The following is a 26,213-nucleotide window of genomic DNA, read 5'->3' on the forward strand; positions in this document are numbered from 1 at the left end:
GGAATCGAACACCAGCCAGTAGTTCCCGGTAAGGACCAACGATTCAGACCGCCTGGGTCGGAAGCGCTTGGAGCCCTTTGATCGGCCGCCAGTCGCCCACAAGCTGCCATGCCGCCCAGTAATAGGGGTGGCGCCATACGAAGTTGATGTGGTTGCGAAATTCCCTCTGCACCTGACGGAGCGCGTCTGAGCGGCCAAGACTTTGTTTCAGCAGGGAGTAAAAACGCACCATGAACTCGCCTGTAGCGTCATCAGGCACATGCCAAAGGCTCAGCAGCGTAGAGCGTGCTCCGGCCACGATCAGGGCCCGCTGCAGGCCGTACACACCTTCGCCGGTGTAGATGTCCCCGCGGCCAGTATCACAGGCTGAGAGGGTGACCAGTTCGGTTCCTTGCAGGTTGAGAAGCGTTGCTTCCAGGGCGGTGAGATACCCATCGTCGTCTGGATCGGCGTCGGGATGGTTGGCACCGGCGAGCACGAGGCCGCTGCGCACCATCGGATCCTCTCCGCGGAAGTTGGTCAGCAGATGGCCACCTAGTGAGGTAGCGCTTAGCTGCCCAGGAGGTTCCTCCAGCTTCTCATCGGGAAGAAAGTACCCGTGGGTCGCCACATGCAGAACGAGCGGATGGGAAGCACGCTGAAGAGTCTTGGTGCTGGCATCAGCCTCAGTGAAGAGATCGGCATCCAGCAGGCAGGCCACCTGGCGTCCCTCCTGATCGGACCCCAGCAGGGGTTGCCATCTCCGGGACGTTCCGAGCTCACTGGAACGCCTTCTCACCGACGCACCACCATCCTCCCGATGATCCTTATTGCTCCCCGGCTCAAGGTCATACCGAGGATTAGCCATCACAAGGGAACGCTGCAGGGTGGTGGCCGCATGCTCAGGTGTTAGCAGATCGCGGCCCGTGGACAGGATGCTGATATCAATCCAATCGCTAAACAGATGATCAGGCTGCCCTGGCATCGGCAGCGCATGGAAGGGAAGGCGATGAAGCTCACCATCCATTGAAAGGAAGCAGCGGGTCGCGGTGCCAAGTGCACTCAGGAGTGGTGGCAGGAGGGCCTTGCTGAGCTCCATCCAGCACTCCGCGGCATCGGCGAGGCCTTCAGTGGTGGCCTCCAGCGCCTGAGTAATCAGCGCTTCCAGCAGGCGAGCTCGCCCCAGGTCCACCTGCGCCACGGTGCCGGTACTAGCCAGAACTAGTGCCAGATAACGTGGTTCGCCCCATGATGCTTCACCCCTGGGCCAGAATCGCTGAAACTCGACCAGAAGAGTCTCGGCCGGCAATGCGTCGGCGACCTCCGCAATCTCAACCGACTTAAGATTCGCTATCGGAGCTACCCGGAAGAGTTGACGTTCCAGATCAGCACTCACAAGCTGCAGTTTTCGGCGTTGGTCTGGAGGAACCGTGGTTGAGCTCATCCTCTGCACTAGGGAAGTGAGACGTGCTGCAATTTCTTGATGGGGACCAGGCAACAGGTGAAGACGCATCTGTCGTTGCTCAATCTCCTGAATCAGGCCCTGGAAGTTCAACCGGGTCCATAGAGCCAACTCTGTGGATGGTGGATGGAGTACACCAAGGGCAAAGGCCAGCCATTTATTGGAATCCTGCAGCTCCAGCAGTGCGATCCGTTGGGCAGATGGAAGTACCAGTAGCTCTCGTCTCAGCCAGGTTGTCTGGATGCGCAACCCCCTCCTGAGGTAGCCTTCAGCCGCTAAGAACTTCTCCTCCAAAACGTAGAGTATTGCCTGATCTATTAGGCTCGAGGCAGTCTTTGGGTGTTCAGCGCCCAAGGCCTGCTCAGTGATAGCGAGTGCTCTTCGATATAATGGTTCCGCCGCGTCGTACTGCCCTAGATGTTGATACAGACCGGCGAGCATATTGAGGCTCAAGGCAGTCTTTGGGTGCTCAGCGCCCAAGGCCTGCTCAGTGATAGCGAGTGCTCTTCGAAATAATGGTTCCGCCGCGCTGTACTGCCCTAGATCTTGGTACAGCCAGGCAAGACTGCTGAGGCTCGAGGCAGTCTCTGGGTGCTCAGCGCCCAAGGCCTGCTCAGTGATAGCGAGTGCTCTTCGATAGAATGGTTCAGCCGCGTCGTACCGCCCTCGACATTGGTACAGCCGGGCAAGACTGTTGAGGTAGATGGCAATCTGTGGGTGCTCAGAGCCTAAGGCCTGCTCTGAGATAGCAAGTGCTTTCTGATATAATCGTTCCGCCGCGTCGTACTGCCCTAGATCTTGGTACAGCCAGGCAAGACTGCTGAGGCTCGAGGCAGTCTCTGGGTGCTCAGCGCCCAAGGCCTGCTCAGTGATAGCGAGTGCTCTTCGATGTAATGTTTCCGCCGCGCTGTACTGCCCTAGATCTTGGTACAGCCAGGCAAGACTGCTGAGGCTCGAGGCAGTCTCTGGGTGCTCAGCGCCCAAGGCCTGCTCAGTGATCGCGAGTGCTCTTCGAAATAATGGTTCCGCCGCGCTGTACTGCCCTAGATCTTGGTACAGCCGGGCAAGACTGCTGAGGCTCGAGGCAGTCTCTGGGTGCTCAGCGCCCAAGGCCTGCTCAGTGATAGCGAGCGCTCGTTGATACAGCGGCTCAGACGTGCTGTACTGTCCTTGAGCCCGGTAGATGTCGGCAAGATAATTTAGGCTCCTAGCAGTAGAGGGGTGCTCAGAGCCTAAGGCCTGCTCTGAGATAGCGAGCGCTTTTCGATATAATTGTTCCGCCGCGTCGTACTGCCGTTGATATTGGTACACCCCTGCAAGTTGAATGAGCTTGATGATAGTGCTCGGGTGCTCAGGGCCCAAAGCCTGCTCAGTGATCGCGAGTGCTCTTCGATGTAATGATTCCGCCGCGCTGTACTGCCCTAGATCTTGGTACAGACCGGCGAGCATATTGAGGCTCGCGGCAGTCTCTGGGTGCTCAGCGCCCAAGGTCTGCTCAGTGATCGCGAGTGCTCTTCGATATAATGGTTCCGCTGCGTCATATTGCCCTTGACGTCGGTACAGGCCGGCAAGAATGTGTAGGCTCGAGACATTCTCTGGGTGCTCATGGCCTAAGGCCTGCTCAGTGATCGCTAGTGCTCTTCGGCATAATGTTTCCGCCGCGCCGTACTGCCCTTGATCTTGCTTCAGCAGGGTAAGAAGGTTTAGACTGAGAGCAGTCTCTGGATGTTCAGGGCCCAAGGCCTGCTCATTGATTGCGAGTACTCTTCGATACAATGTTTCCGCCGTGCCGTACTGCCCTAGATCTTGGTACAGCCGGGCAAGATTGTTGAGGCAGATGGCAATCTGTGGATGCTCAGGGCCTAAGGCCTCTTCCTTGATCGCCAGTGCTCTGTGATACAGCGGTTCAGCTAGGACGAATTGCCCTAGATCTTGGTAAAGCCGGGCAAGATTGTTGAGGCAGGTGGCAATCTGTGGGTGCTTAGGGCCTAAGGCCTCTTCCTTGATCGCCAGCGCTCTGTGATAGAGCGGCTTAGCTACGCTGAATCGCCCTTGAGCCGTGTAGAGCCCAGCCAGATTATTGAGACTCGAGGCAGTCTCTGGATGCTCAGGTCCCAAGGCCTGCTCAGTGATCGCCAAAACTCGGTAGTGCTCCCTTTCAGCTTCCTCGTAACGACCATTCTCGCAATAGAATTCAGCAAGATGGTGTATGGCTATAGCTGTATGCGGATGAAAGTCTCCATTCACGCGCTCACTCAAGGCGACCAGCCTGATCATTTCCTCAAGAGAAGGGCTCTCATTGAGATTCTTGATCGAATACAGCTTAGACCAGAGTTCTTCAAGCTCCTGAGAATTCTCAGCTACATCCTGTTCGCTAGAGTTGTCAAGTGCTCCTCCATCTGATTGTGCTGCTGGATTGTCAACCATGCTTTAGCCGTAGGCGAGCCGCAATCTCCTCAGCAAGGCGAATAGTGGCATCGCGTCCTATCCCAATGTCTTCTGTAGTGAACAACTCTTGCACACTATCCCCACGACAGAGCCATGCTTCGCATTGATCAATAACTTCTGATTCAGTCACCACGAGACTTACTTTTGCGTAGGCTCCTCCCGAGGTTCCGTAGGGCCGCAGCTTTAAGGTGCAGCTTTCGCCAGCGTTCAAGGGCTCCAGCGACCAGCCAATCGCGCCTTCAATCGGCTTCTTGCTTGTAGCCAGTTGCTGCCACACCGGCACCCCATCCCGTTCGATCAGGATCTCCGCCAGGGGGCGATCGGCCCAGATCGTAGGGGTGCGGCTCACTACTAGGGATACATGGTTGCCTTCCTCATCCAGATCCACCCGTGGATTGACCAGGAACACCTCCGCCTGATCCGCGGCCCGTGCACCAGCGACTAGCAGAGGGATCAGGGCGGGAGCCTCCTGCAGTTGGTGCTTCAGCCATTCTTGAATCTGAGCCTGCAGTTCCTGCAGTGCTGGTCCGATCGCTAGGGGGGAAGCTTCACTCGCTGCCGGGACTGCCACCCGTGGCAATGCACTGGTGGGAAGCATCGTTGTCCAGCGCAGGAATTGCTCGAACCCTCCCCTAAAGGCCGCGATTGGAATCTCAACCGTGGCTGCGCTCAGGGCCTGGCCCCCACTCGAGATGTGCGCCACGAGCGCCGGGCCGTCCATTACACCCGCTACCCGAACAACGCCGTTGTCTTCCTCTATCTGCACCACCAGCAGGATCTGAGGTGCGGTGGCTTCCTGCCGCCAGGGGCTGAGATCCACCGCGATCGTTTCGGCCATTTCTGTGCTGCAGAGCAGCTGTGTGGCCAGTCCGTTCACAGCCAGCAGCCTTCCCGGTGTCTCCGGCTCCAGCTCCGGGCCGATGGTGATTGCAATCTTGCGGCGCAGGATTTCTCCCTTGAGGCCCTCCAAGGCCAGGGCCCGCAAGTATCGATCCCAAGCGGCCGCGTCGCTGTCGGCAGGATCCACACAGTTGGCGGCACGGGTGATCTGCGCTTCGCTGAGCACCACCTCATCGACCAACAGCGGTCTGCCGCTCCAGTGCATCTCAGTCGGATTCAACCTGATGGTCATGGCATCCCTCCCGATTCCTCTCGAGCAGTGCTGGTGGTGCCGGTATGGATGTTGTGCATGGCGATGCGGAGCCAGCGGCGCAGGGGGGGATCCTCTCCTTGTTGTTCCGAAATCAGCAGGTGATTCACCAGCCGATCAGCCGCGGCATCAAGCTTCTCGGGACTGCCGAAGGCCATCGTGAAGGCTGGTAGCGGTGCGAGGCGTTGCAGAGCTCTGGTGGCGATCTCCCTGGCCCGAATCTGCACACTGAGTCGGCGGCTCACCCGCGCTTGGGCGGCTCCGCAGCAGGCAGCGATCTCCCTCGTACTTTGTCCTTCCAGCCAGCCTCGCCAGAAACACCACTGTTCAGCCTCCACGGCAAGGCCCGCCAGCATCAGCTGCACATAGGCCAATCCCTCGGCTTCCAATGCCTCCGCAGCTAGGACCCCAATAGCGGAGTCATGTTCCTGATCCACCAGACGCTCCAGATGGGTGGCTCCTGGGTCGGCCAGCTGCTCCTCAGCGCGATCGCTGCCCTGCATGGAAAGAAGATTTCGCTCATGGCTCTGCCAGCGGCCTGTTTGGAGCCTGCGCACCGCCTGCTCCATCGTGTGCAAATCATCTTCCGTGTCTGCCCAGTGCCGCTGAGGGTCCACCTCCTGAAAGAAAGCCGCATCCGGCTCCCAGCCCCGCTGTCGTCCCGTTCGCTGCCGGTAGGTCAGCTTCGCTTTCCTGTAAGCCAGTAGGTAGCGACGATGCAGCGCCTCCGCTGTCTCAGGTGTGAGGGAGGTGGTCTGACCAGGCAACACCATGGCTTCATGCACCTGCCTATGGCTGCAGTCGCCCAGCAGGGCCCACTTCCCGATCAGCAGCACCCCCATCTCCAGGAGATAGGCCTTGTAGTCGTTACGGCCAATCAGGCGTTGCCTGGCCCAGTGGGGCAAGCCGGCCCGCTCAGGATCAAAGCTGCGGATGACCTCCACTGTGAACGGAACTCTGAACTCGGCAGGTGGCGGGACGTGACAGAAAGGGACGCTCCCACCCCGGTCATCCAGGGCGAAGGCAGCCAGCGCCGCAAGCTCCACGCCATAGGTGTGGTGAAAATCACGATAATGAGTACGGACGCACTGCTCCAGCGACCTGCTGACCCGACAACGCAGGCAGAGCAACGCTCCTGGAGTTTCCTTGCGTGCCTCCGCCAGCAGTTGGCGATCGCCGGAAGCCGTGGCTTCCTCGAGATCCTCAAGCCCGCATCGCCTTAAGGCCAGCTCGGATGCTTCCTGCTTTAGGGAGATGATCTCGCCGCTACCGGCCAAGCTGCGCAGAACTGTGTAGTGCTCAGCAGGCAAGTGAAGTCTTGGATGCTTTGGCCAGCATTCTGACAGCTCTCCCGAGAAACGGGCTTATGGACTGAATCAGGCTGGCGGCTCTGGAACCAGAAGAGGGAGCAGGGGGCCTTCCACTCCCCTACCACCTGATTTAGTCACCCAACCATGGCCCGCATTCTCACGAACTCACCATTCGCGACCACCGGTATCCCCATCTCCATCACCGGCCAGTGCAAGCAGCAGCCCAACGGCAGTTACGACATCCAGAAGAACTCAGCCATTCAGCTCTCGAGCGGTCTTTGCCTGATTACTGAGACCAACTGGACGGGTATCCGCCTGAACCTGCCCTGCCTCTTCCTGGCTGAAAAACTCAACTCCGGTGCCCACAGGCTCGGTGAGTCTGTGATAGGTACCCATTACGCCAAGCTTTCCAAAACCATCATCCTCAACAACAATGAGGGAACCAGCTATGACATTGATACGACGCTCAATAACTACATGAACAGCTGGAAGCTACTCAACGATGCAGAAAAGGCCGCCTTTCTCAGCGGTGCCCAGGCTGCTGTCAGTGGTGCTGTGTGTGGATGGCAATCCACCGCCTTTTTCCTCGATTGCATCACGCCCGGTGGGCCATTGCTCCCCGTGTTCTCAGGTCTGCTGGCACTGACGTCCGGTGCAGTGTGCGTGAACGGATTGCAGAACATGAGCGAAGCCGCCAAGATCGCAGCCAAGGAGGCCGTAAGGATGCAGCGCTATTCAGACGATCTCAATCGGCTGGTTTTTCAGATTGGTGGCGACAGCAACACCATTCTCTTTACTCCTCAGATCCACACCTATTGCACATGGATGGCAGGAACCTGTGCCGGCATCGAACACATTGCCCGGCAAACGGTAGGCAACATTGGGATTCTGTTTAACAACACCCCAGGTCTCCAGCTGGCGTCATGAACTCTCCCTGGCAGGACACCTTTTCCTACCTCTCAGACAGGGGTGCCGACTATGGCATCACGGCGGATGAGCTGATCGCCAGCACACCCACGTTCATCCAACACGATCCCCACGCTGTGATGTCCTTCTGGCAGCAGAAGGACATCAGCCACATCCTGCCCACCAGCAGACATCCAGAACTGGCGGGTGACTTCAACAACTGGATTCCAGAGGACCCAGGGCCAAATCACGCCCGGCAGGATCAGATCATGAGCTGGTACGACCATGCTCAAGCCCAGCTGGACAACTTCCTGGATGCCTACTGGCTATCCTGAAGATCCACGCTGGTCGTTGGCCATGGAACCGCCACGGGTGAAAAGCTCGATGCGGGTCACCCTGTGTCTGGCTCATCCCCGTGAACCAGCCGCTTGGCAGGGTGTGGAAGTAGGTGCCAGCTGGGTTTTTCCCCAGCGCCTGCAGGAAGCGAAAGGGCTTGGTGGGTGCTGGCTCATTCGGGCATCCCTATCAACGTAAAAAAGCCGGGGAACTAGGCTTCATTAGCCCTTTTTCGTTGCTGAAACTTCCAGCCACACCGTCTGCCACCATCACTGTTGCCGCGCCTTACCACGTACCAACCCTCGAGTCCCTTCAGTGGTTGTGGTCCAGCTCCTTCCTTCCAGCTCTCAATAGCTTTACGACGGATCGTTGCTTCGTCATAACAACCCAGGTGATCTTTCAACTCCCTTGAGGTGTATATTTTCGGCTCGAGATCATGCGGTTTCACCTGATGCTGGTTGTTCGGCGAGGGGATGATTCGAGCGCTGCTGATTTTCTGGAGAATGTCTCCCGTTGTCGGCAGTCCGAGCTGAGCCCGCAGAAAGGCATGCTCCATCAGATTGGCTTGAATTTCATCCGGCCTGAGCCGGGACTCGTAGAACTTCAAACAAGCTTGAATTCCGTTCAACTTATCACGCGCATCGGCACTGACTTGAGAGACACTCCTCAGTATCTCTTTGCTGACTTCTACAACACGCTGCTGTGCACTGGTGTGTACCCGCATGGTTTCCATCAACCACTGGGTTGGAATGACAAGCTCGCCAAGACGTGCCAATGCCTTCTGCTCAGTTTCTGCAAAGGATTGCAGCGGAAGCGATCCACTGAACTGTGCTCCTAGCTCCTTGATACGCACGCACTCAGCAGAGATAGTCCTCCAGATCTCGGCTTCTGTGGCGATGGTCTCACCGATCCCTGCATGGCACTGTGAAGCCGGTGAGCGCTCAATGTGAATCCTAGCCTTACCGCCGAAAGCAACTTCCGATTGGGAATTCCTGTCAGCCTGCGGGCTGGCTTGACTGGAACTCCTGGCTTTCACGGGCTGGCCTGGAGGAACCACGACGGTTCTGGGATCGACGGGCTCTGGGGGCAGTCCCTTTGTCACGTGCTTCATTGCCGGCTTGAACTCGCTGTGCCGTAGCGAGGCTCATTTGAGACGGATGATAGCAAGATTCTGCCCGTCTGGGCCCTGGTATGTCCACCAGGGGTAGTAGTACTGATCAAATCCGACCTCTTCCATCCGCTACTGGTGGAGTGCGAGGGGGATAGACGGGTTCGTGCTCTCCGGATCTTGGTGTACAAATGGGCCCGCGAGCCACCGCCAGTAGGCACTTTGTAGGCATGACATCGCCAAAACCCACTGCCCGGCAACGCCCTCCAGCGGACTTAAAATCCGCAGGCCGCAAGGCTGTGGGGGTTCAAGTCCCCCTGCCCCCATTGGTGAGAGAGGCCCGAAGGGAGGGCTTCCGGTGGGACACCGGCCTCTGAGATTTTGGCAAGGGCTGTCATGGGTGTCACTTCGCTAGGCATTGAGATGTGCTGAAACGGCTTCAATCAGCGTTGAGCAAACTCCCAGCGGCTCTGACAACTGGAGCAAGTGGCTCACTACAACTTATTAGCCGGTTGTTTTAAGGGATGGAATGCGATAGGCGCTAGAACCACTTGATTGGGATCTCGACGCGCGTGCAACTGCTGAGTTCGCCCTGAAGCAGCAAAATCAGATGACAAGGTTGCGGCATGCAATGGAACGCCCCGCGACAAGCAAGCTTTTGCGAAGTCTTACCACCAGAGACAATCGTGAGTAGAGAACCGACATCAAGACATAATCCGATTGAGAACGATAAATCAACCGAAGACTTTGGGGCTGAACCGGGAAACACACACGCAGTATGACATAATCACAGAAACCCACTGCTTTATATACATACAGCCATGGGAAATCCGATCCGCTCAGAAGTAGTCGCCGGTGGATTTGCTCTTGCTGGGGCTCTTCTCGGAGGATTAATCAGCTATGCAACAACCAGGGCTGAGCAGCGATAGGCACGCGCAGAGCGCAACATCGCCAAGCTCTGCGACCAAGTCTCAGCCTATTACCAGTTTGAGCAACTTTACAAGGAAGAATTGGCTCGTCCCGATCCAGAGGGGCGAAGCGCAAAAACGATTATGGAGGACATGCGCACTAGAGTTACTCAATCTGGTGATTTCGAGCGACCAAACATCACTTCACTCGCCGCTAGAACGATTCGACGCGAGTGGACATAGATGGCCTGCAGCAACAAGGCCAGCAGGAGTTGCTCCGGCGGACTTGAGGGGGGTCCTGCCTCGGGATAGAGCTTGCTGAAGGTGGGAGTGAGGCGATCCAGCGCCTGATCCCCCAGTCGCCGCACCTGCCGCAGATGATGGGCGTTGGGGATCCGCTCCTCCGTGGAGACATAGGAGAACAGAGGGCCGGTCCTCTCCTGGTGGCCGCGCATCCGCTCAATGTCGTTGGGCCATTCTCCCGCGGCTGGATGGGATTTTCAGCAGCCTCCTCGTGCGGCAGCGGGGATCGGCCTGCGGGGAGAGAGCCTGCTACGCAGGTGCGAAACCAGGACAACGGCGCAGACTTGCCAGGGCGGGGCTTCAAGCGATGGGAATTCAATCAGGAAGGGGTTGATAAGGTCCGTTGACGTTCTGGACGAAGCATCGTGGGACAGTCCGAGCCCTGGGTCCTTCGCTCCCGCTGGTTCCGTTTTCTTCTGCCCCTGCTGGCCGCTCTGCTCGCGATGCAGCTGCTGGTGGCGGCCCCCCTGGCCCGCGCGGTTGACGCCCCGACTCCTGTCTCCGTTTCCGCCCAGAAGAGCACTCCCCCGCCGGCCTACATCGAACTGGATGGCCGCCGGGTGCTGGAGATCCGGGCCGGTGTCGGCGCCCAGAGCCCTGCGCAGATGGCGCGGCGTGGCAGCCAACGGCTGGCCGAGCTGGCCGCCAACTACTCGATCGAGCCCACCCAGATCGTCGTACAGGAGGACCCGCCTTACACCACCATCGGTCTGATGAAGGGCGGCGTGTTTGAGCCCAGGATCTCGGTGGATGACCGCAACGCGGCCCGCTTTCAGCTCAGTCGTCAGCAGCTGGCCCAGCGCTACCTGGAGCAGATTCGCGCGGCGATCGTGCGCTACCGCCAGACCCACCGGCGTTCGGACTGGCTGCGGGGCACCGCCCTGGCTCTGCTGGCCCTGGGCATGTACATCCTCTGGCTGAGGGGCCAGATGGCCTTGAACCGCCGCCTGGGGCGCTGGATCAATGACCCCGCCAACCACCGGATCCGGGGACTGCAGGTGGGCGGCAACCAGTGGCTCACCGCGGATCAGGAGCGCAGCCTCCTCGATCCCTTGCGCCGGATCGTGCACGGGGCCGTTCTGCTGCTGGTCAGTTATCTCTCCATCCCCCTGTTTCTCGGGCTGTTCCCCCCTACCCAGGCCCTCTCCGAAACCCTGCGGGGCCAGATCACCGGGCTGGTGGTGGGCGGTGCACAGGCCGTGACCAAGGCCATCCCCGACCTGGTCTCCGTGGTGGTGATCCTCGGCCTCTCGGTATTGCTGATGCGGGCCAGCAATGCCTGGTTCCGGGCGGTGGAGCTGGGCAAGCTGCGTCTGCGCTGGTTCTATCCCGAATGGGCCCGGCCCACAGCCCGGCTGGTGGGGATTGGCATCCTGTTGCTCGGTGTGGTGCTGGCCTACCCCTACATCCCAGGAGCCAACAGCAAGGCCTTCCAGGGGGCTGGCCTGTTCGTGGGGGTGCTGGCGGCCCTGGGCTCGAGTGCCGTGGCCGCCAACCTGATCGGCGGGCTGATGCTCACCTACACCCGGGCCTACCAGGAAGGCGACCGGGTCAACATCAACGGCACCGTCGGCATCGTTCACGACTCCGCCCTGTTGGTGACGCGCCTGCGCACCCCCCACAATGAGGTGGTGAGCATCCCCAACGCCACCGTGCTGGGGGCCTCGATCGTCAATTACAGCCTGGCCCGCCGGGAAATCGCTGAGCCGGTGGTGATCGCCACCACCGTCACCATTGGCTACGACGTGCCCTGGCGGCAGGTTCACCGGCTGATGCTGGAGGCGGCCAGCGCCACCGCAGGCATCAGCCGGGAGATGCCCCCATTCGTGCTCCAGACCTCACTGAACGACTTCCACATCAGCTATGAACTCAACGCCTACGTAGAAGATGTGGACACCTACCGCAGGACCCTTTCGGATCTGCTGGGGGCCATCCAGGATCAGTTCGCCGAGGCCGGGGTCGAGATCCTTTCGCCGGGCTACCACGCCATGCGCGATGGCAACGCCCTCACTGTGCCCCCCTGGCCGCCTGGGAGCTTCGGCACACCGACCCGCACTCCGCCTGCCGCCGGTTGACGGCTCAAACCTGCTGCAGCTGGCCTCTGCGCCAGCGCAGGAAGAGAATCAAAAGCAGCACGGTGACCAGCAGGTAGGCCAGAACGGCGAGCTTCAGGCCGGCCATCCCGGCGCCGTAGGTGGAGGCGGACAGCTGGGCCAGGCCTTTGTGTATCGCGAGTACCTCGAAGGCTGTGATGCTGCGGCCTATCTGGATCGAGAGAAGCCAGCAGACCTTCCCGCCTTGGAGACTGGAAACCATCTGGTGGAATTCAGCGGCCATGGGATTGGCGAGCTGCTCTGAGGGGAGGCACCAAAAGCACCGGAGCACCACAGCGACGACCCGCGGGCCTGACGATCATTAACCTGACCCGGGGTCAGGAGCTCCCTCATGGTCAGGACGTCGTTGGAGGTATGCGGAGGTTGGTTCGTGGAAGCGCGCCAAGCAACTTCTGCGGGACGGCCACACCTACCTCGACGGTGATGGGGATGGCGAGGCTTGCGAACCTCGAAGTCGGATCTGGTGCGAGCCGCCGGCTATGTGAGCACCAAGAAGGACGGCAATGAACGGCTGAACTTCACGGCCGTTTATGAGGCGCTGCCGGAGGCAAAGGGGGTCAGTCTCGGGGAGGGGACTGGCACCAGCAAAGGCAAGGCCGGCCGCTCCTTGAGCTATGTGGCCACTGTGCAGGGCAACGGCAACCTGCTGATCGGCAAGGCCTACACCGCCATGCTCGATCTGCAGCCCGGCGACGAATTCGAGATCAAGTTGGGTCGTAAGCAGATCCGCCTCGTGCCTGTGGGTGGGGCTGACGAAGAGGAGTGAGCGCGGCCTTGCGGAGTGTTGTCTGGCCGACCTGCAGACCCCACCCTGATCCTGCAGGAGGAGTGGGTCAATTTCGGTTTTAGCGCCTCAGAGAAATGGGGAACGGCAGCGGCCTGGAGCGACCAGTTCCTCCGGGAAGGGATGACTGAGCCGGGGCCTCAGCCAATGACCGGCTGCAGCGTTGCGCAACCATCAGATGAGGTAGGGACGAAACAGCCCGGAACGGAGCTCAATGCATCTGCGCTGCCGCGTAACAAATTCCATCCACCTCACAGTGCAGGGGATCGGGGATCCCCTGTCACTGTGCGTTGATTGGTCCAAGTTGAGTCCAGTCTCTTGATGAGCGTGGGGCAGGGAAGGAATCAACCATCCCCAGCGTCTCCGGGGAACCGTCGCAGGATCCTCCTCCTGCATCTGGCAATGGTCGGGTTGTTCCTTCTCGATCTCACCTTGCCGCGTAACGTTCCGCTGCTGCCCTACTACTTCCTTGTGGTGGTGCTCTCAGCGAGCTTGGCGACGCCACGCCAGATGGTCCCTTTGGTCGTTCAGGCCTATGGGCTGGCGATCATCTCCGGCCTCTACTGGGGCTTCCTCCCCTCGATCGACTACGCCACCCGGCTGCTGGCGCTCACCGGCGTGGCGACTGTGGCCCTGCAGCTCTCGGCCCAGCGCTGCCGGGAAACGGCCCTGCGGCGCCAGAGCGAGCAGACCCTCAATCTCACGTTTGACAACTCCGCCGCCGGCGTGGCTCTGGCGGATGCAAGCGGCCGGTTGCTGCGCGTTAATCCCGCCCTCTGCGACATGCTCGGCCGTGACACCCAGACCCTGCTGACGCTTTCCTGGCCTGATATCACTCATCCCGACGACATTGCCCTGGAGCAGCCGCTGGTGGAGGCGATGCTGGCGAACCGGCGCGATGGCTACCGGCTCAAGAAGCAGTTTCTGCGCGGCGATGGCAGCAGCATCTGGGTGGACCTGAGCCGCTCGTGTGTGCGTGGGCCCGGCGGGCACTTGGAGTTCTTCATCGGCCAGGGAGTCGACATCTCCGCCGAGATGGCGGCCCAGGATGCCCTTGCCAGATCCGAGGAGACGCTGCGCCACACCCTGGATCAATGCAGCATGGGCCTGGCGATTTGCGCGCCGGGCACGGGGGCCATCCTGCAGGCCAATTCGAAACTCTGCTCCGAACTCAACCTGACCCCAGCGGTCCTGAAGGGCAGCAGCCTGTTTGAGGTTTTCGGTGCCCTGGAGCAGGTGTCGGCGGAGGACGCACAATCGCTCACACCGGTGGATCAGGCCCCGCTGGAGTCCCTGCTGCGTGGCGAGATTGATTGTTATGGGGTGCGTGTGAGGCTGCAGTGGGCAGGCTTCCTGAGGGGCTGGGGTGAGCTGCAGCTCAGCAACATCCGCGATGCCAGCGGTGCTGTGAGACATGTGCTGCTGGAGCTCGATGACATCACCGAGATCGTGGCCCAGACGGAGTACCTTCAAGTCGCTGCCGCCTCGGGGGTGGTGGGGATCTGGGACTGGGACCCGGTGCACGACGAGTTGACCTGGGATTCGGTCATGTACCAGCTCTACGGCGTGCAGCCTGAGCGTTTTTCCGGTGCGGTGGAAGCCTGGGCGCAGACGGTGCATCCCGAAGACCGCCACTTCGCGGAGAGGGAACTGCAGGCGGCCGTGCGCGGTGAGCGGGATTACGCCATCCGTTTCCGGGTGGTGTGGCCTGATGGATCGGTGCGATTCATCCAGGCCGCGTCGCGCCGGTTCTTCGATGGGGAAGGCCGGGTTGTGCGGATCCTCGGGGTGAATTACGACGTGACGGAGTTGGTGCAGACCCAGGAGCGACTGCAGACCGAACAGCACCGGCTAGGCGCCACCCTCGATGCCCTGCTTGATCCGCACTTGATGCTTGGGCCGGTCCACGATGACGCGGGTTCCATCGTGGATCTGCGCATCCTGCGGGCCAACCCCGCCGCCGCCGCCTACAACCACATGGCGCTGGAAGATTTTGTGGGGGCCAGGGTGCGGCAGTTCTGGCCCGAACATGTGGTGGATGGACTGTACGATCGCTACCTGGCGGTTCTCAGCAACGGCAAGCCGCTGGTGCTCGACAACTTCCCCCTGCACCATTCCCAGCAGGGCGGGCTCCGCCACTTTGACATCCGCGCCGTCAAGGTGTCCGAGGAGGTGAGCGTCGTCTGGCGCGATGTGAGTGAGCGGATCGCTATGGAAGAGGCCCTTGAGCGCCGGGCCACCATCGACAGCCTGACCACCCTGATGAACCGCGAGGAGGTCTTCACGCAGATGAATCGGATCCTGGCCGACGACCAGCGCCGGGGTGGGGAACTGGGCGTGCTTTTCTGCGACCTCGATCATTTCAAGGATGTGAACGACAGATACGGCCACCATGCCGGCGATGCGGTGCTCCAGGCCATGGCCCAACGGATCCGCTCCTGCCTGAGGGAATCGGATCTGGCCGCGCGCATCGGTGGGGATGAGCTGTTGGTGGTGCTGCCTGGTTTGCACGGTCTCCCGGATGCGCTGACCATCGCAGAGAAGTTGCGCCGTCTGGCCAGCGAAGCGGTACCGCTCCCTCAGGGGCTGGTGCAGATCAGCATCAGCGTCGGCGTGGCCCTGGCCAGTGCCGGTGAATCGCCAGACGAGCTGATCGCCCGGGCCGACACGGCGATGTACACCGCCAAGCAACAGGGCCGTGATCAGGTTGTGGCGATCAACTGAAGCGGCTTCTCGATGTCGGTGTACTGCCCTCTCAGTTGCCAGGGCCTCAGCGCGTAGGGCGGCAGTGGCAGAAGCAAGAGCGGCCGCAAGATCAGCCACTCCGCCTAGGTGCAGTTCAACGGCAACCTGCTGGTGGGCAAGGCCTTCACCACCATGCTTGAACTCCAGCCCGGCAATGAATTCGAGATCAAGCTGGGTCGCAAGCAGATCAGCCTGGTGCCTGTCGGTGGGTCTGACGACGAGGAGTGAACGCGTTGAACCCGTTGGTTGCAGCACGCTCGCCGCTCGGGCAGCACCTGTTGTTGCATGGATGCAGGGTCCATCCCCTGGCCGTGACTCTCAGCTCGATCGCTCTGCTTACCCCTTGCGCTCATGCTTCTCCTGGTTTCCCTTCCTGAGGATGCCGGCCACAAGGAATCTGCAACGATCCCTCAGGGAGGTGACACCCCCGAAGGAGGTGGCGAACAGGTTCTCGCCTGGTAGTCGCAGGCGTAGATCGTCGGCTTTTGCCAGCTGAGCGGGATCTCCAACAGATCCCGGGGTCCACTGATCCCTTGGGCCAGAAAGATCAGCGTGGCCAGCACGTTGGCACTGACATGCAACCGACGCCGACGCAGGTGCTTGTGGATCTCAGGACGGCAGGACACAGAGACCAGCATCAGACCCGTGAGCCCGATGCCGCCCCAGAAGTGCGACTGCCAGAAGACCAGGCCGAACGGATTGTCGCTGAGACCGCGTTTGCCACTGCCCAACCCCACTGCCTGCTGGGGGAGCGCGAAGATCTGATCCGGGTGCTCAGTGAGGACCTTGACCACTTCAGCGTGGCTGGGGGCTGCTGATGACGACCAGCGTTACGAGTGAAACGTCTTGGCCTGAAGCGCGCTTCCTATCCAGTTCCAGCAGCTTCCACAGTGGCCAATGAAATCCTTTCTTGATAGTGGACTCTTGCATTCCATTCCAGTCGTGAATAGTGTGGCTTTCGCAAAAGCGAAGCATGTTGGCCAAGAGACTTCTTTGGACTTTGGCGACGCCTTCAGAGCTGCTTCGGTGCATGCATGACTGATGAGAACGCGCTGATTGCAAGGGCATTGCAAATCTGGGCATCAATATACCGCCACTCTTGGACGTGTTCGCACGATCGGAGACTGCGAACTGTATTAGGATTGCAAAGACTTAAGACCAGCGCAATGAGCCTAGCCAAGATGTCAGCGAAAACGCCAATGAACCGCTTACACTTTGACGAAAAGCTTAGACATTGGCTAACAGAGAAAGAGGATCGAATCGGTGACACCAGATACGGAGGTACGGCTTGGCTCTGGGTTGTATCCCGGTCAGGCGAACTCTGTCACTTGAATGCTGGAACGAAGCAATCTGGAGTCAAGCAGTACATCGGTTTGCTTGATGTGATGGGTGAGACATTGGAGTGGATGCCTGTACTAAGCGCAAAAGGTTCCCTCAAGAAGTTGGCCTTTGGCCCCGACTTGGAAGTTATTCCCGGGTTCTACCTTTACCTCAAGAAACCTCGGGTAGCCGATGCTGTTATGCCCTAAGGGCGCGTTTATCTGGCTCCTACACGACCACCGAACCCCACCCCGATGGTCCACCGGCACCCCATCGACCCATCGCTGCAGTCAGGGGATGGGTGCAGCAACCGGCAAGGGCTGACGCGAGGGTCTGCGCCCCTTTGACGAACCCGGCCCCGGGTGGCGGAAGCGGTGTTCTTTGGCGCCTCAGCCATGAAAAACCATTCGTTCAAGATCACCTGCTGGGGGTGGCTCTATCGCCACACGCGTCACCTGCACTGGTTGGTGGCATTGACCTGGCCCGTGCAGTCCTTTCCTCACAAACTCGCAATCGAACTGGAACTGCGCCGCTGCGAACGCATCTGGAAGCTGCCCTAGCGACCTCTGGCGGAACCCCTTGATGAGGGGGTCTGCTGGAGACCCGCGCCTGGGGGTCCACTTGCGCCAATCTTCGCTTGACAATAACAATTCTTGAGAGCTTACATGTCCATTGCCAAAATGAGCCTGACCAATACAGAGACGGTGACAGAATTAACGTGGAAAGATGATTAGTAACTGCAATTGGCAACTGAGTATTTATTATTGCTGACATTCGCCCTACCTGCTTCATAGTCACATTTCATGATGGCGTTCTTCCTTCGCGGGATGTTGATTGCGCTAGGATTGTTTCGAAATATCTGAGCCATGAGATCCGCGAACGTACCAGTTTCCAACGAAATGAAGCTCTTCCCACCTCTACTTTCCACCATCATTTCTTTCGAGTTAAATCGGACAAAGCCAATCGTTCCCTTGCTGGGATCAATCTGGACTGCCCAAAAGATGCCGTACAGCAGCGCATTGACATCAATGATGGGTACATTAACTCTGTTGCGATTGTAGATATCCTGTTTCCAGTCTCTAAGGTCATCCCATGTGTTACTGGCGTCACAGTGCCCGTTGAGCTTCTTGGGTGAGCTGCGGTTGTCACATCCGTAGTGTCCATGGATAACAGCAGCGATGTTCATGTCTGCTGCAGCTTGCTCAAACTCTGGAGACATTGTGCCATCTAACCTGTGGGAAAAGAGGATTACCGGTAGGTCAAGGCGTCCTTCACTGGATAGCTTATCTCGAATTCTTTTGAGGTACCTCGTAGAGGTCGTCGAGTAAAGCTCGTTGTGCAGCTGGACCAAGAGAACACCCGGTTTCGGATTTGGTGTACTCCAGAAATTCAAGTTGAATGAGAAGTTATTGGTTGGTTTATTGAGCTCAATCGCGTAGTAATAGGCATCCTTATTCATGCAGTACCAAGCATCACCGTATCCGAAGGAGCCGCAGCTTGTCAGCATATTATTATACCTACTATCTTCGATGGAAGTAGCGACTCTCCAGTTAATGTCTTTCTGAGAAGCTTTTTCCTCATTGTCAATCTGACTAAGGAATAGATCGTAGACACGCCAGCCTAAAAATCTAGGGGCAACAAAGTTATGCCCCTCAATCTCCTGCAAGCTCATTGGCTTGGCCCGGTCGTCGGAAGCAAGGGAGCCCATATGGTACAAACCTCGTGGACTGTCGAAACTCACCCAGTCATCGGCAAAGTCATTGTTATCGTGATTGCCAAGGCCATCAAATACCTTGACACCGAGTTTCTCGATCGGGAGATGGAATACTTCGCCGTATTTTCGGGCTTTGTCAGGTTTGTCGTGGGACAGATCACCAGCAACAACGAGAACCTTGCTACAGTCCGTGCAACGATTCAAGATACGGGCTGCGCCCAAGCCGGTTTCAGTGGCTAGGGCATCATCACCAAAACTGTACTGTGGATCTGCACCGACGAAGAAGGTGATCGGTTCGGCCTTGGCGGTTGCATGAAGCAGGCCGAGGGCCATGGCGAGGAGAACAACGGACTTCCTCAGTTCCAAACCTTCTCCTTGTTAATTCTTTCTAATCTTAGCAGATTATTGACTCTGTACTCTCAGCTACATGTTCCCTTGATTCTTGCTGGAGCAAGTCGAGGAACTGCCGGGCTTTGACTCCTACGAGCTCAACTGAGGATCAAGCCAACGCGTTGGTTACAGCTACGGTTCCATGGCCGCTGCGCCCGATATCGCAGGCCGTCACGCGGTAGGCAGGGTGTTCGTTGGCTGCACCTCTGGATCTGCAGCCAGGTCCGCCAAGGGCTTTGCAAGGACAAGCGGCTCCCTTGACGGACCCGGCCACGGGATGCGAGAGCCTCTCAGCCAACAGGAGCCAGACTCCATGCAGCGATTGCTGACCTCGGCGAATGACCGGTTGGATGGACTACAGCCTCGTCAGCCTGGCCGGGGCCGTCTGCGCCTTTCTGAACACCCTGGCCTCCAGCGGGTCTGCGGTGAGCCTGCCGATGCTGATCTCCCTGGGCATGGATCCAGAGATGGCCAACGCCACCAACCGCCTGCCGGTGATCGTGGGCTGCACCACGGCCGTTGCCACCTTCGCGCAAGCCGGTGCCCTGCCCTGGCGGATGGCCCTGCGGGTGGCCGGCCCGGCGACGCTCGGCAGTGTGGCTGGTGCCTTGCTAGCCGATGCGATACCGGCGCGGAATCTGGGGCTGGCGATCACGGCTGCCGTACTCGTGGCCCTGATCCTCCTGTTCACCAAACTGAAGGCCGCCCTGAACCAGCCGCCCCAGGAATCGGCCCGGTTCAGTCTCAAGGAAGCGCTGATCTTCTTCGGCATCGGCACCTGGGTGGGGTTCATCGTGCTCGACGGCGCCACTTACCTTCTCCTGGCTCTCGTGCTGGTGGTGCGCCTCCCCCTCACGGCGGCTAATGCCGTCAAGAACCTGGTACTGATTCCAACCACCCTGGTGTCCCTGCTGGTGTTTGCCCGCGATGGCCATGTGGCCTGGCTGCCCGGCGGCGCCATGGCATTCGGCAGCATCGGCGGCGGCATGCTGGCCGCACGCCTCGCCCTGTTGCCGGCCGCCAGGGTCTGGGTTTTTCGCCTGTTGGTGGTGGTGATCGCAGGGGAACTGATCCAGATCAGCCAGCACTTCCTGCACCGCCCTGCCTGAAGCCTGGTCGTCTAGCTCTGCAGCGCGCCCAGGTTGATGCTCCCGCCCGTGGCGCGGGTTGGTATCTAGCAGCTCAAGGGGCAAGCCATGCTGGGCTGCTCCAAGTGGGTGTTTAGCTTCTGAGCAACCGGCACAACGCAAGGACGATTGAGGTGAAGTGGCACTGCAGAGGCCATCGTCCGTGACGTTGTCGAGTGAGCGAGAAGCACCGCTTACCGATGGGCCAGTGGCTGGACGGCCATGTTGCCGGCAGTCATCGTGGCGCCATCAGCCATCCCGGAGTTCCTCTCCTTGTTGGCCTTGATCCCTTGCGGGGCGTTGACGTTCAAGCAGTTGCTGCTCAAGGGTGGCGATGTGCTCGCGCAGAGCCCGTTCCCGCTCCTCCACGTCTGTTGCCGTGAACCGGGGCGTGATGAATTGGGGGCAGTTCCAGTCGAAGGCCACCACCTTGAGGCGAAACAGGCGCTCCACTGCACCGGCCTCAGCATCCTGCGGGCGCAGCCACGTCGCCTGGTTCGGCGCTGGATTCACGTGAAGCGGAACCACTTCAGCCTCAGCATCGATTTTGAGCCGTCGCCTGGCGCGGTAATCCATCAGGAACAGGGCCACCCGTGGATCGGCCCGCACATGACCGGTGGTGAGCAGTTGCCTGTTGCCGGCGTAATCGGCAAATCCCAGGGTGCGCTCATCAATCACCCGCAGGAAGCCCACCGGCCCACCTCGGTGCTGGATATAGGGGGCGCCTGATTCGGTGAGGCTGGCGAGATAGAAACTGTCGCGGGCGCTGATGAAGGCGACCTCCCGTGCCCCCAGCCGATCCGGTTGCGGTGCCATAGGGCCAGCCTGGCTCTGCCCGTAGGCCTGAAGCTGGGCCGCTGCCACCGCTGGCGTGAGATGGCGATGCAGGTAGTGCTCGGTCATGGCTACAGGCTCAGCTCTGCATCAAGGCCCGCGATCGGGGCGTAGCCCGGCAACGCCTGAATCCGCCGGATCCAGGCCAGGACATTGGGATAGGGCGTGAGATCGATCCCCCCCTCTCCTGCCAAAGCGATGTAGGGGAACACAGCGATGTCCGCGATCGTCGGACGTTCCAGCTCCAGCCACTGGCGATCGCTCAGGTGCCGGTCGAGTTGTCCGAGGATGAAGCTGGACTTCTCCTGGGCGCGCTCGATCGAAAGGCTTTTCACCCCGAAGCGGTGAAACAGGCGGGCGTTTTCGGGGCCCTGCCGTACCTCACCGGCGGCTGTGGAGAGCCAGCGCACCACCTTGGCCTGCTCGTAAGGGTCGACGGGAAGCCACTGACCATCCCCTTGTCGGGCTGCCAGGTAGTACAGGATCGCCTGGGCGTCGGAAAGGGTGCTGGCCCCCTCTTCCAGAACGGGTACCTGGCCGAAGGGGTTGAGCGCCAGGAAGGGGGGTTGCTTGTGTTCTCCCTTCATCAGATCGACACGCACCCACTCGTAGGGCACGCCAAGAAGGTCGAGCAGGAGGCGCACCTTGGCGCTGTTGCCGGAGAGTTCATGGCCGTGGAGACGAAGCATGGTGAAGCGAGCAGTGGGGTGGAGGCGCGCGCAGAAGCAGGGGAGAGGCAAGGCCCCGAAACAGAACCGAAACCCGGCCCAGCAGAAGTAGACCGACCTGTCTGAACACCAGAAAGTTAGCAGACTGTTCTGTCTATCGCCTAGGGTTGGTCCAGATCGTTACCGCCATGGCTGAGAAGGCCACCAGCACCAAGCCAGCACCAGACAGAACCCGTACGGCCAGGGCCTCGGCCAAGCGCGAAGACTTGTTGAACGCGGCACAGGAGCTGTTTGCCCGCCAGGGCTACCGGGCCGTGGGGATCGACACGCTGCTCGCTGAAGCTGGCGTGGCCAAGATGACCCTGTACAAGCAGTTCGGCTCAAAGGAAGAGCTGATCGCCGCCGTGCTCGAGCGCCTGGCCGGCCAGATCACCAGCAGCCTCACCACCCGCCTCGCGCAGGCAAAGGGACGAAGCCATGGCCGGGTCCTGGCGGTGTTCGACTGGCTGGCCGATTGGGTGCGTTCCCCCACCTTCCACGGCTGCCTGTTCATCAAAGCGGCCAGCGAATACCCCGACGCAGGTGATCGTCCACGTCAAGCCGCGGAAGCCTTCAAGGCCGGCTGCCGGGAGCTGCTGACAGGGCAATGCCGCGACCTGGGCGTCGCTGATCCAGAGCGCCTCGCCTCACAACTTCACCTCTTACTGGAGGGTGCCCTGGTGCTGTGCTTCCTAGAGCGCGATTCCAGAGCTGCCATCCACGCCAGGGAAGCGGCCGCGGTTCTCCTCAACGCCGCTTGAGAGCAAGCCTGCCCCTTCAAGCCTGGAACACCTGGGTGGTGGATCCGACCAGCCCGTACGCCCCCAGCAACACCCCAGAGTGGTTGGCAGGGAAGGAGTTTCGGGGAGCGATGCTGGTGGCAAAAGAAGTCCTGACCACGGCGGCGGCAAGCCTGCTCGCTGTGGCGATGATGGCCCCTTTGGCGCCCGCCATGGCGAACCAGGCCAGCCCTGCAGGGTCCACGCAGCCGCTCCCGTCCTGGCGGGACGGTGCCACCCGATCGCGGATCCTGTCTTTCGTCGCCAGCGTCAGCCAGCCGGGGGGGGAGAGCTATCTGCCACCCGAGGAGCGCATCGCCGTCTTCGACAACGACGGCACGCTTTGGCCTGAGCAGCCGATGTACGTGCAGCTGGCCTTCGCGATCGAGCGGGCCCGCGCCCTGGTGGCCCGTCACCCCGAACTCGACGCCAACCCGGTCATCGCCGCCGCAACCGCTACCGGCAACGGGGAGGCCGTGCTCCCCATGGGCATCAAGGGCCTTCTGGAACTCGTGGGGATCACCCATGCCGGCATGAGCACGGAGGCGTTCCGCAATCAGGTGCGCGCGTGGCTGGACAGCGCCTGCCACCCGACCATGCAGCGGCCTTACACCGACCTCACCTACCAGCCGATGCAGGAGCTGCTGCAGCACCTGCGTGCCAATGGATTCCGCACCTACATCGTGTCGGCCGGCGGCGTGGAGTTCATGCGGGTGTTCGCCGAGCAGGTCTACGGCATCCCTCCGGAGCAGGTGATCGGCTCCAGCGTCGTCACCACCTATGCCCGCGAGGGCGGTTTGCCGGTGATCCAGCGCCAGAGCAAGATGCAGACCATCGCCGATCGGGCCATGAAGCCGGTCCTGATCGAGCAGCTGATCGGCCGCAGGCCGGTCGCCGCTTTCGGCAACTCCGACGGCGATCTGGAGATGCTCGAGTGGGTCACCAGCCAGCCGGGGCAACGGCTGGGAGTGATCGTTCACCACGACGACGCCGAGCGGGAGGTGGCCTACGACCGGGAGTCGGCCTTCGGCCGTCTCGATCGGGCCTTGAGCGAGGCGCCCCTGCGGGGCTGGACGGTGGTGAGCATGCGCAACGACTGGGCCAGCGTGTTCGCGGCCCCACCAGCGGCAACGGGGTCAGGAGAGGGAGTGGTCGAGCGCTGTGCCGTGCTCCCCGCGAGCCAACCCGCGGCGGCTGGAGAGCGTGGCACTGGGAAGCTCCCCGAACAGCCGGCGGTAATCCCGGGCGAAATGCCCCGCATTGAGGAAGCCCCAGGAGGCCGCCAGCCCTGAGATCGTTGCGCTGCCCGGCTGGGCCTCCAGCAGCCCGCGGCGCACACCATGCAGCCGCTGCAGCTTGAAGTAAGCCATCGGGCCCATGCCCAGGTGCTCCCGGAACCCCTGGATCAGGGTGCGTCGCCCCACATACATCTCACGGCAGAGCGCCTCCAGGCTGATCGGCTCCAGCGGATGCTCCTCCGTCCAGCGCTGCACCTGCTTGACAAGTTCGATCCGCGCCGGCGGTCGGTCGGGCCAGCCCTGTTGCCGGAGGCCCTGCTCCAGCGCGTCAACGAGCAGTGGGAGGAGACCCTCTGCACTTCCTTCAGGTTCTGACGGTGCTGGAGCAGAGGGTGTCTTCGAATGGAGGGGCAGCAGATTGAGCAACCAGCGCTGGAGCGGCGTTCGGCTGGCGGCGTCAATGGGCAGCACATTGAAGCGAAAGGGCGCCGATCCCAGATCGAGGCTCCCCTTGCCGCTGCTCCAACGCGTCAGCATGCCGGGGTTGACCATCACCACGGCCAGGTCCATCCGCTCAGGCGTGGAGAGATGGACGTCCGCCAGGGGATCCAGTCCGAACAACGCATCCGAACCGATGGCCGTGCCGTGGGCCCGCAGGGGTGGCGCGTTGCGGTCGGACACCAGGTTCAGCGCCATCAGTCGTTGGTCGCGTGGCTTGCCGCCAGCCACGTGCAGACAACGGTTGACCTGAAGCCGCAGCAACCGCAGCGGCCCGAGCTGGCGGGTGACCAGGTGGCCGCTGAGGTTGCCGTTGGAGAGCTGAAGCAGGCGCAGATCCAGGCCCGCCGCTCGCAGCTGGGTTTCGAGCTCTTCAACAGCCTCGAACCTGTGGAGCGGAGCCATCGAAGCCTGCACTTTTTGAGTGGCCCCACCCTGCCATGGGCGGCAGGTTGTAGCTGAGTTCATCAGCGTGCCGGGGCGGCGTCCCTCTCCAGCCCCGGCCCGCCTTCTCACCCCCAGCCTCCACCTCCCATGCCCAACGGACAACCCAACATCCTGATCCTCTGGGGCGATGACATCGGCCAGAGCAACCTCAGTTGCTACAGCGATGGACTGATGGGCTATCAGACCCCCAACATCGACCGTGTCGCCAAGGAGGGCGGGCGCTTCATCCACTACTACGCCGAGCAGAGCTGCACCGCCGGGCGGGCCGCCTTCATCTCCGGCCAGAGCGTGTTCCGCACCGGCCTGAGCAAGGTGGGCCTGCCGGGCGCCGAACAGGGCTATCGCGCCGAGGACCCCACCATCGCCGAACTGCTCCAGCCCCTGGGCTACCGCACCGGCCAGTTCGGCAAGAACCACTTCGGCGACCGGGATGAACATCTGCCGACGATGCACGGCTTTGATGAGTTCTTCGGCAACCTTTACCACCTCAATGCTGAGGAGGAACCGGAGCTGCGCGATTACCCCAAGCCGGAAGACTTCCCCGATTTCCAGAAGAACTTCGGCCCCCGCGGAGTATTGCACTGCTGGGCCAACGGTGATGGCACCCAGCGGATCGAGAACACCGGGCCGCTCACCAAGAAGCGGATGGAGAACTGCGACGAGGAGTTCATGGCCGAGGCCAAGCGTTTCATCCGGGAGACGGTGGCCTCCGGTGAACCGTTCTTCGTGTGGTTCAACACCACCCACATGCACTTCCGCACCCATGCCCGGCCCCAGGATCTGGGCCAGTCAGGGCGGTGGCAGTCGGAATACCACGACGTGATGATCTATCACGACAACTGCATCGGCGAGATGCTCGACCTGCTCGATGAGCTGGGCATCGCTGATGACACGATCGTGATGTACAGCACCGACAACGGGCCGCACATGAACAGCTGGCCCGATGCCGGCATGACCCCCTTCCGCAACGAGAAGAATTCCAACTGGGAGGGTGCGTACCGGGTGCCCGCGCTGGTGCGCTGGCCTGGGAAGATCGCGCCCGGCACGCTCTACACCGGCATCGTCAGCCACCTCGACTGGCTGCCTACGTTGCTGGCAGCGGCAGGGGAACCGGAGATCAAGGACAAGCTGCTCTCGGGCCACCAGGTGGGAGACAAGACCTTCAAGATCCATCTGGACGGCTACAACATGCTCGACTACTGGACCGGCCAGAGCGACAAGAGCCCCCGGGTTGAATTCTTCTATTTCTCCGACGACGGCGATCTCACCGGCCTGCGCTACGACAACTGGAAGTTTGTGTTCATGGAGCAGCGTCAGGCCGGCACCTGCCAGATCTGGGCCGAACCCTTCGTGACCCTGCGGCTGCCGAAGATCTTCAACCTGCTCACCGATCCCTACGAGCGGGCCGACATCACCTCCAACACCTACTGGGACTGGATGCTGGACCATGCCTTTGCGCTGGTGCCCGCCCAGGTGATCGTTGGGCGGTTCCTGGCCACCTTCCAGGCCTATCCGCCCCGCCAGAAGGCGGCGAGCTTCTCCCTGGAGGAGGTGATGGCGAAGATGACCTCCGCAGCCAGCGGCGGCCACTGAACAACGCAGCGTT

General features: G+C 60.7%; 19 protein-coding genes and 3 pseudogenes. 11 read left to right on the forward strand and 11 right to left on the reverse strand.

Features of this window, described 5'->3' with window-relative positions:
- Nucleotides 1–43 precede the first annotated feature (43 nt).
- The 3 genes from KQ303_RS06485 to KQ303_RS06495 form a co-directional block, all read right to left on the reverse strand.
- Entirely contained in the window at nt 44–3,868 is a 3,825-nt protein-coding gene (locus KQ303_RS06485) for a tetratricopeptide repeat protein (protein ID WP_259729642.1), read from the reverse strand.
- Complete coding sequence (locus KQ303_RS06490; RefSeq protein ID WP_259729643.1) at nt 3,861–4,874, reverse strand: hypothetical protein; 1,014 nt, start codon at nt 4,872–4,874, stop codon at nt 3,861–3,863. Before KQ303_RS06490 ends, KQ303_RS06485 begins: the two co-directional genes overlap by 8 nt.
- Before the next feature lie 143 nt (nt 4,875–5,017).
- A complete protein-coding gene (locus KQ303_RS06495; protein ID WP_259729644.1) occupies nt 5,018–5,983 on the reverse strand; it encodes a hypothetical protein in 966 nt (321 codons plus the stop codon).
- Nucleotides 5,984–6,493: 510 nt separating this feature from the next.
- Here KQ303_RS06495 and KQ303_RS06500 point away from each other — a divergent pair.
- Nucleotides 6,494–7,276 (forward strand): hypothetical protein, encoded by a 783-nt coding sequence (locus KQ303_RS06500; RefSeq protein ID WP_259729645.1) that lies wholly within the window; start codon nt 6,494–6,496, stop codon nt 7,274–7,276.
- The gene (locus KQ303_RS06505; protein ID WP_259729646.1) at nt 7,273–7,590 is read left to right on the forward strand and encodes a hypothetical protein; all 318 of its coding nucleotides are present in this window, start codon (nt 7,273–7,275) and stop codon (nt 7,588–7,590) included. Before KQ303_RS06500 ends, KQ303_RS06505 begins: the two co-directional genes overlap by 4 nt.
- Nucleotides 7,591–7,802: 212 nt before the next feature.
- Here the strand turns inward: KQ303_RS06505 and KQ303_RS06510 are convergent, their stop codons facing one another.
- Both KQ303_RS06510 and KQ303_RS06515 read right to left on the reverse strand, forming a co-directional pair.
- Nucleotides 7,803–8,627, reverse strand: a complete 825-nt coding sequence (locus KQ303_RS06510) for a hypothetical protein (protein ID WP_259729647.1) — start codon at nt 8,625–8,627, stop codon at nt 7,803–7,805.
- A 1,195-nt stretch (nt 8,628–9,822) separates the two neighbouring features.
- Nucleotides 9,823–10,062 (reverse strand): annotated as a pseudogene (locus tag KQ303_RS06515) (IS5/IS1182 family transposase); the annotation flags it as partial.
- Nucleotides 10,063–10,275: 213 nt separating this feature from the next.
- Here KQ303_RS06515 and KQ303_RS06520 point away from each other — a divergent pair.
- The gene (locus KQ303_RS06520) at nt 10,276–11,985 is read left to right on the forward strand and encodes a mechanosensitive ion channel family protein (RefSeq protein WP_259729648.1); all 1,710 of its coding nucleotides are present in this window, start codon (nt 10,276–10,278) and stop codon (nt 11,983–11,985) included.
- Between the two features lie 4 nt (nt 11,986–11,989).
- On the opposite strand, the gene KQ303_RS06525 is transcribed toward KQ303_RS06520, so the two are convergent.
- On the reverse strand, nt 11,990–12,226 hold the full coding sequence (locus KQ303_RS06525; protein WP_259729649.1) for a hypothetical protein: 237 nt from the start codon (nt 12,224–12,226) through the stop codon (nt 11,990–11,992).
- 237 nt (nt 12,227–12,463) lie between these two features.
- On the opposite strand from KQ303_RS06525, the gene KQ303_RS06530 reads away from it, so the two are divergent.
- The 3 genes and pseudogenes from KQ303_RS06530 to KQ303_RS06540 form a co-directional block, all read left to right on the forward strand.
- Nucleotides 12,464–12,790 (forward strand): AbrB family transcriptional regulator, encoded by a 327-nt coding sequence (locus KQ303_RS06530; protein ID WP_259729650.1) that lies wholly within the window; start codon nt 12,464–12,466, stop codon nt 12,788–12,790.
- A gap of 450 nt (nt 12,791–13,240) precedes the next feature.
- Nucleotides 13,241–15,532 carry a diguanylate cyclase gene (locus KQ303_RS06535; protein ID WP_259729651.1) on the forward strand — a complete coding sequence of 764 codons (2,292 nt, stop codon included), beginning with the start codon at nt 13,241–13,243 and terminating at the stop codon, nt 15,530–15,532.
- A 60-nt stretch (nt 15,533–15,592) separates the two neighbouring features.
- Nucleotides 15,593–15,781 (forward strand): annotated as a pseudogene (locus KQ303_RS06540) (AbrB-like transcriptional regulator); the annotation flags it as partial.
- A gap of 182 nt (nt 15,782–15,963) precedes the next feature.
- On the opposite strand, the gene KQ303_RS06545 reads toward KQ303_RS06540, so the two are convergent.
- On the reverse strand, nt 15,964–16,347 hold the full coding sequence (locus KQ303_RS06545) for a DUF4079 domain-containing protein (RefSeq protein ID WP_311134128.1): 384 nt from the start codon (nt 16,345–16,347) through the stop codon (nt 15,964–15,966).
- Between the two features lie 888 nt (nt 16,348–17,235).
- On the opposite strand from KQ303_RS06545, the gene KQ303_RS06550 reads away from it, so the two are divergent.
- The gene (locus tag KQ303_RS06550) at nt 17,236–17,433 is read left to right on the forward strand and encodes a hypothetical protein (RefSeq protein ID WP_259729652.1); all 198 of its coding nucleotides are present in this window, start codon (nt 17,236–17,238) and stop codon (nt 17,431–17,433) included.
- A 170-nt stretch (nt 17,434–17,603) separates the two neighbouring features.
- On the opposite strand, the gene KQ303_RS06555 is transcribed toward KQ303_RS06550, so the two are convergent.
- Nucleotides 17,604–18,920 carry a hypothetical protein gene (locus KQ303_RS06555; RefSeq protein WP_259729653.1) on the reverse strand — a complete coding sequence of 439 codons (1,317 nt, stop codon included), beginning with the start codon at nt 18,918–18,920 and terminating at the stop codon, nt 17,604–17,606.
- Nucleotides 18,921–19,315: 395 nt separating this feature from the next.
- On the opposite strand from KQ303_RS06555, the gene KQ303_RS06560 reads away from it, so the two are divergent.
- Entirely contained in the window at nt 19,316–20,086 is a 771-nt protein-coding gene (locus KQ303_RS06560) for a sulfite exporter TauE/SafE family protein (protein ID WP_094510939.1), read from the forward strand.
- Between the two features lie 267 nt (nt 20,087–20,353).
- Here the strand turns inward: KQ303_RS06560 and KQ303_RS06565 are convergent, their stop codons facing one another.
- Together KQ303_RS06565 and KQ303_RS06570 are read right to left on the reverse strand one after the other, a co-directional pair.
- Complete coding sequence (locus tag KQ303_RS06565; protein WP_259729654.1) at nt 20,354–21,007, reverse strand: pyridoxamine 5'-phosphate oxidase family protein; 654 nt, start codon at nt 21,005–21,007, stop codon at nt 20,354–20,356.
- A gap of 2 nt (nt 21,008–21,009) precedes the next feature.
- Nucleotides 21,010–21,627 (reverse strand): glutathione S-transferase family protein, encoded by a 618-nt coding sequence (locus KQ303_RS06570; protein WP_259729655.1) that lies wholly within the window; start codon nt 21,625–21,627, stop codon nt 21,010–21,012.
- A gap of 167 nt (nt 21,628–21,794) precedes the next feature.
- On the opposite strand from KQ303_RS06570, the gene KQ303_RS06575 reads away from it, so the two are divergent.
- The gene (locus KQ303_RS06575) at nt 21,795–22,406 is read left to right on the forward strand and encodes a TetR/AcrR family transcriptional regulator (protein ID WP_259729656.1); all 612 of its coding nucleotides are present in this window, start codon (nt 21,795–21,797) and stop codon (nt 22,404–22,406) included.
- Between the two features lie 191 nt (nt 22,407–22,597).
- On the forward strand, nt 22,598–23,716 hold the full coding sequence (locus KQ303_RS06580; protein ID WP_259729657.1) for an HAD family phosphatase: 1,119 nt from the start codon (nt 22,598–22,600) through the stop codon (nt 23,714–23,716).
- On the opposite strand, the pseudogene KQ303_RS14655 reads toward KQ303_RS06580, so the two are convergent.
- Nucleotides 23,684–24,628: pseudogene (locus tag KQ303_RS14655) on the reverse strand (helix-turn-helix domain-containing protein); the annotation flags it as partial. The gene KQ303_RS06580 and the pseudogene KQ303_RS14655 overlap by 33 nt on opposite strands.
- A gap of 66 nt (nt 24,629–24,694) precedes the next feature.
- Between KQ303_RS14655 and KQ303_RS06590 the strand changes: the two are divergent.
- On the forward strand, nt 24,695–26,200 hold the full coding sequence (locus KQ303_RS06590) for an arylsulfatase (RefSeq protein WP_259729658.1): 1,506 nt from the start codon (nt 24,695–24,697) through the stop codon (nt 26,198–26,200).
- The last annotated feature ends 13 nt before the right edge of the window (nt 26,201–26,213 follow it).

This window comes from Synechococcus sp. CS-1333 (assembly GCF_025128015.1).
Lineage (GTDB): Bacteria > Cyanobacteriota > Cyanobacteriia > PCC-6307 > Cyanobiaceae > MW101C3.

Coding starts and splice junctions, on each gene's coding strand:
- KQ303_RS06485 (WP_259729642.1), bottom strand. CDS start 3,868: ATGGTTGACAATCCAGCAGCACAATCAGATGGAGGAGCACTTGACAAC.
- KQ303_RS06500 (WP_259729645.1), top strand. CDS start 6,494: ATGGCCCGCATTCTCACGAACTCACCATTCGCGACCACCGGTATCCCC.
- KQ303_RS06505 (WP_259729646.1), top strand. CDS start 7,273: ATGAACTCTCCCTGGCAGGACACCTTTTCCTACCTCTCAGACAGGGGT.
- KQ303_RS06525 (WP_259729649.1), bottom strand. CDS start 12,226: ATGGTTTCCAGTCTCCAAGGCGGGAAGGTCTGCTGGCTTCTCTCGATC.
- KQ303_RS06555 (WP_259729653.1), bottom strand. CDS start 18,920: ATGGCCCTCGGCCTGCTTCATGCAACCGCCAAGGCCGAACCGATCACC.
- KQ303_RS06560 (WP_094510939.1), top strand. CDS start 19,316: ATGACCGGTTGGATGGACTACAGCCTCGTCAGCCTGGCCGGGGCCGTC.
- KQ303_RS06565 (WP_259729654.1), bottom strand. CDS start 21,007: ATGACCGAGCACTACCTGCATCGCCATCTCACGCCAGCGGTGGCAGCG.
- KQ303_RS06570 (WP_259729655.1), bottom strand. CDS start 21,627: ATGCTTCGTCTCCACGGCCATGAACTCTCCGGCAACAGCGCCAAGGTG.
- KQ303_RS06575 (WP_259729656.1), top strand. CDS start 21,795: ATGGCTGAGAAGGCCACCAGCACCAAGCCAGCACCAGACAGAACCCGT.
- KQ303_RS06580 (WP_259729657.1), top strand. CDS start 22,598: ATGGCGAACCAGGCCAGCCCTGCAGGGTCCACGCAGCCGCTCCCGTCC.
- KQ303_RS06590 (WP_259729658.1), top strand. CDS start 24,695: ATGCCCAACGGACAACCCAACATCCTGATCCTCTGGGGCGATGACATC.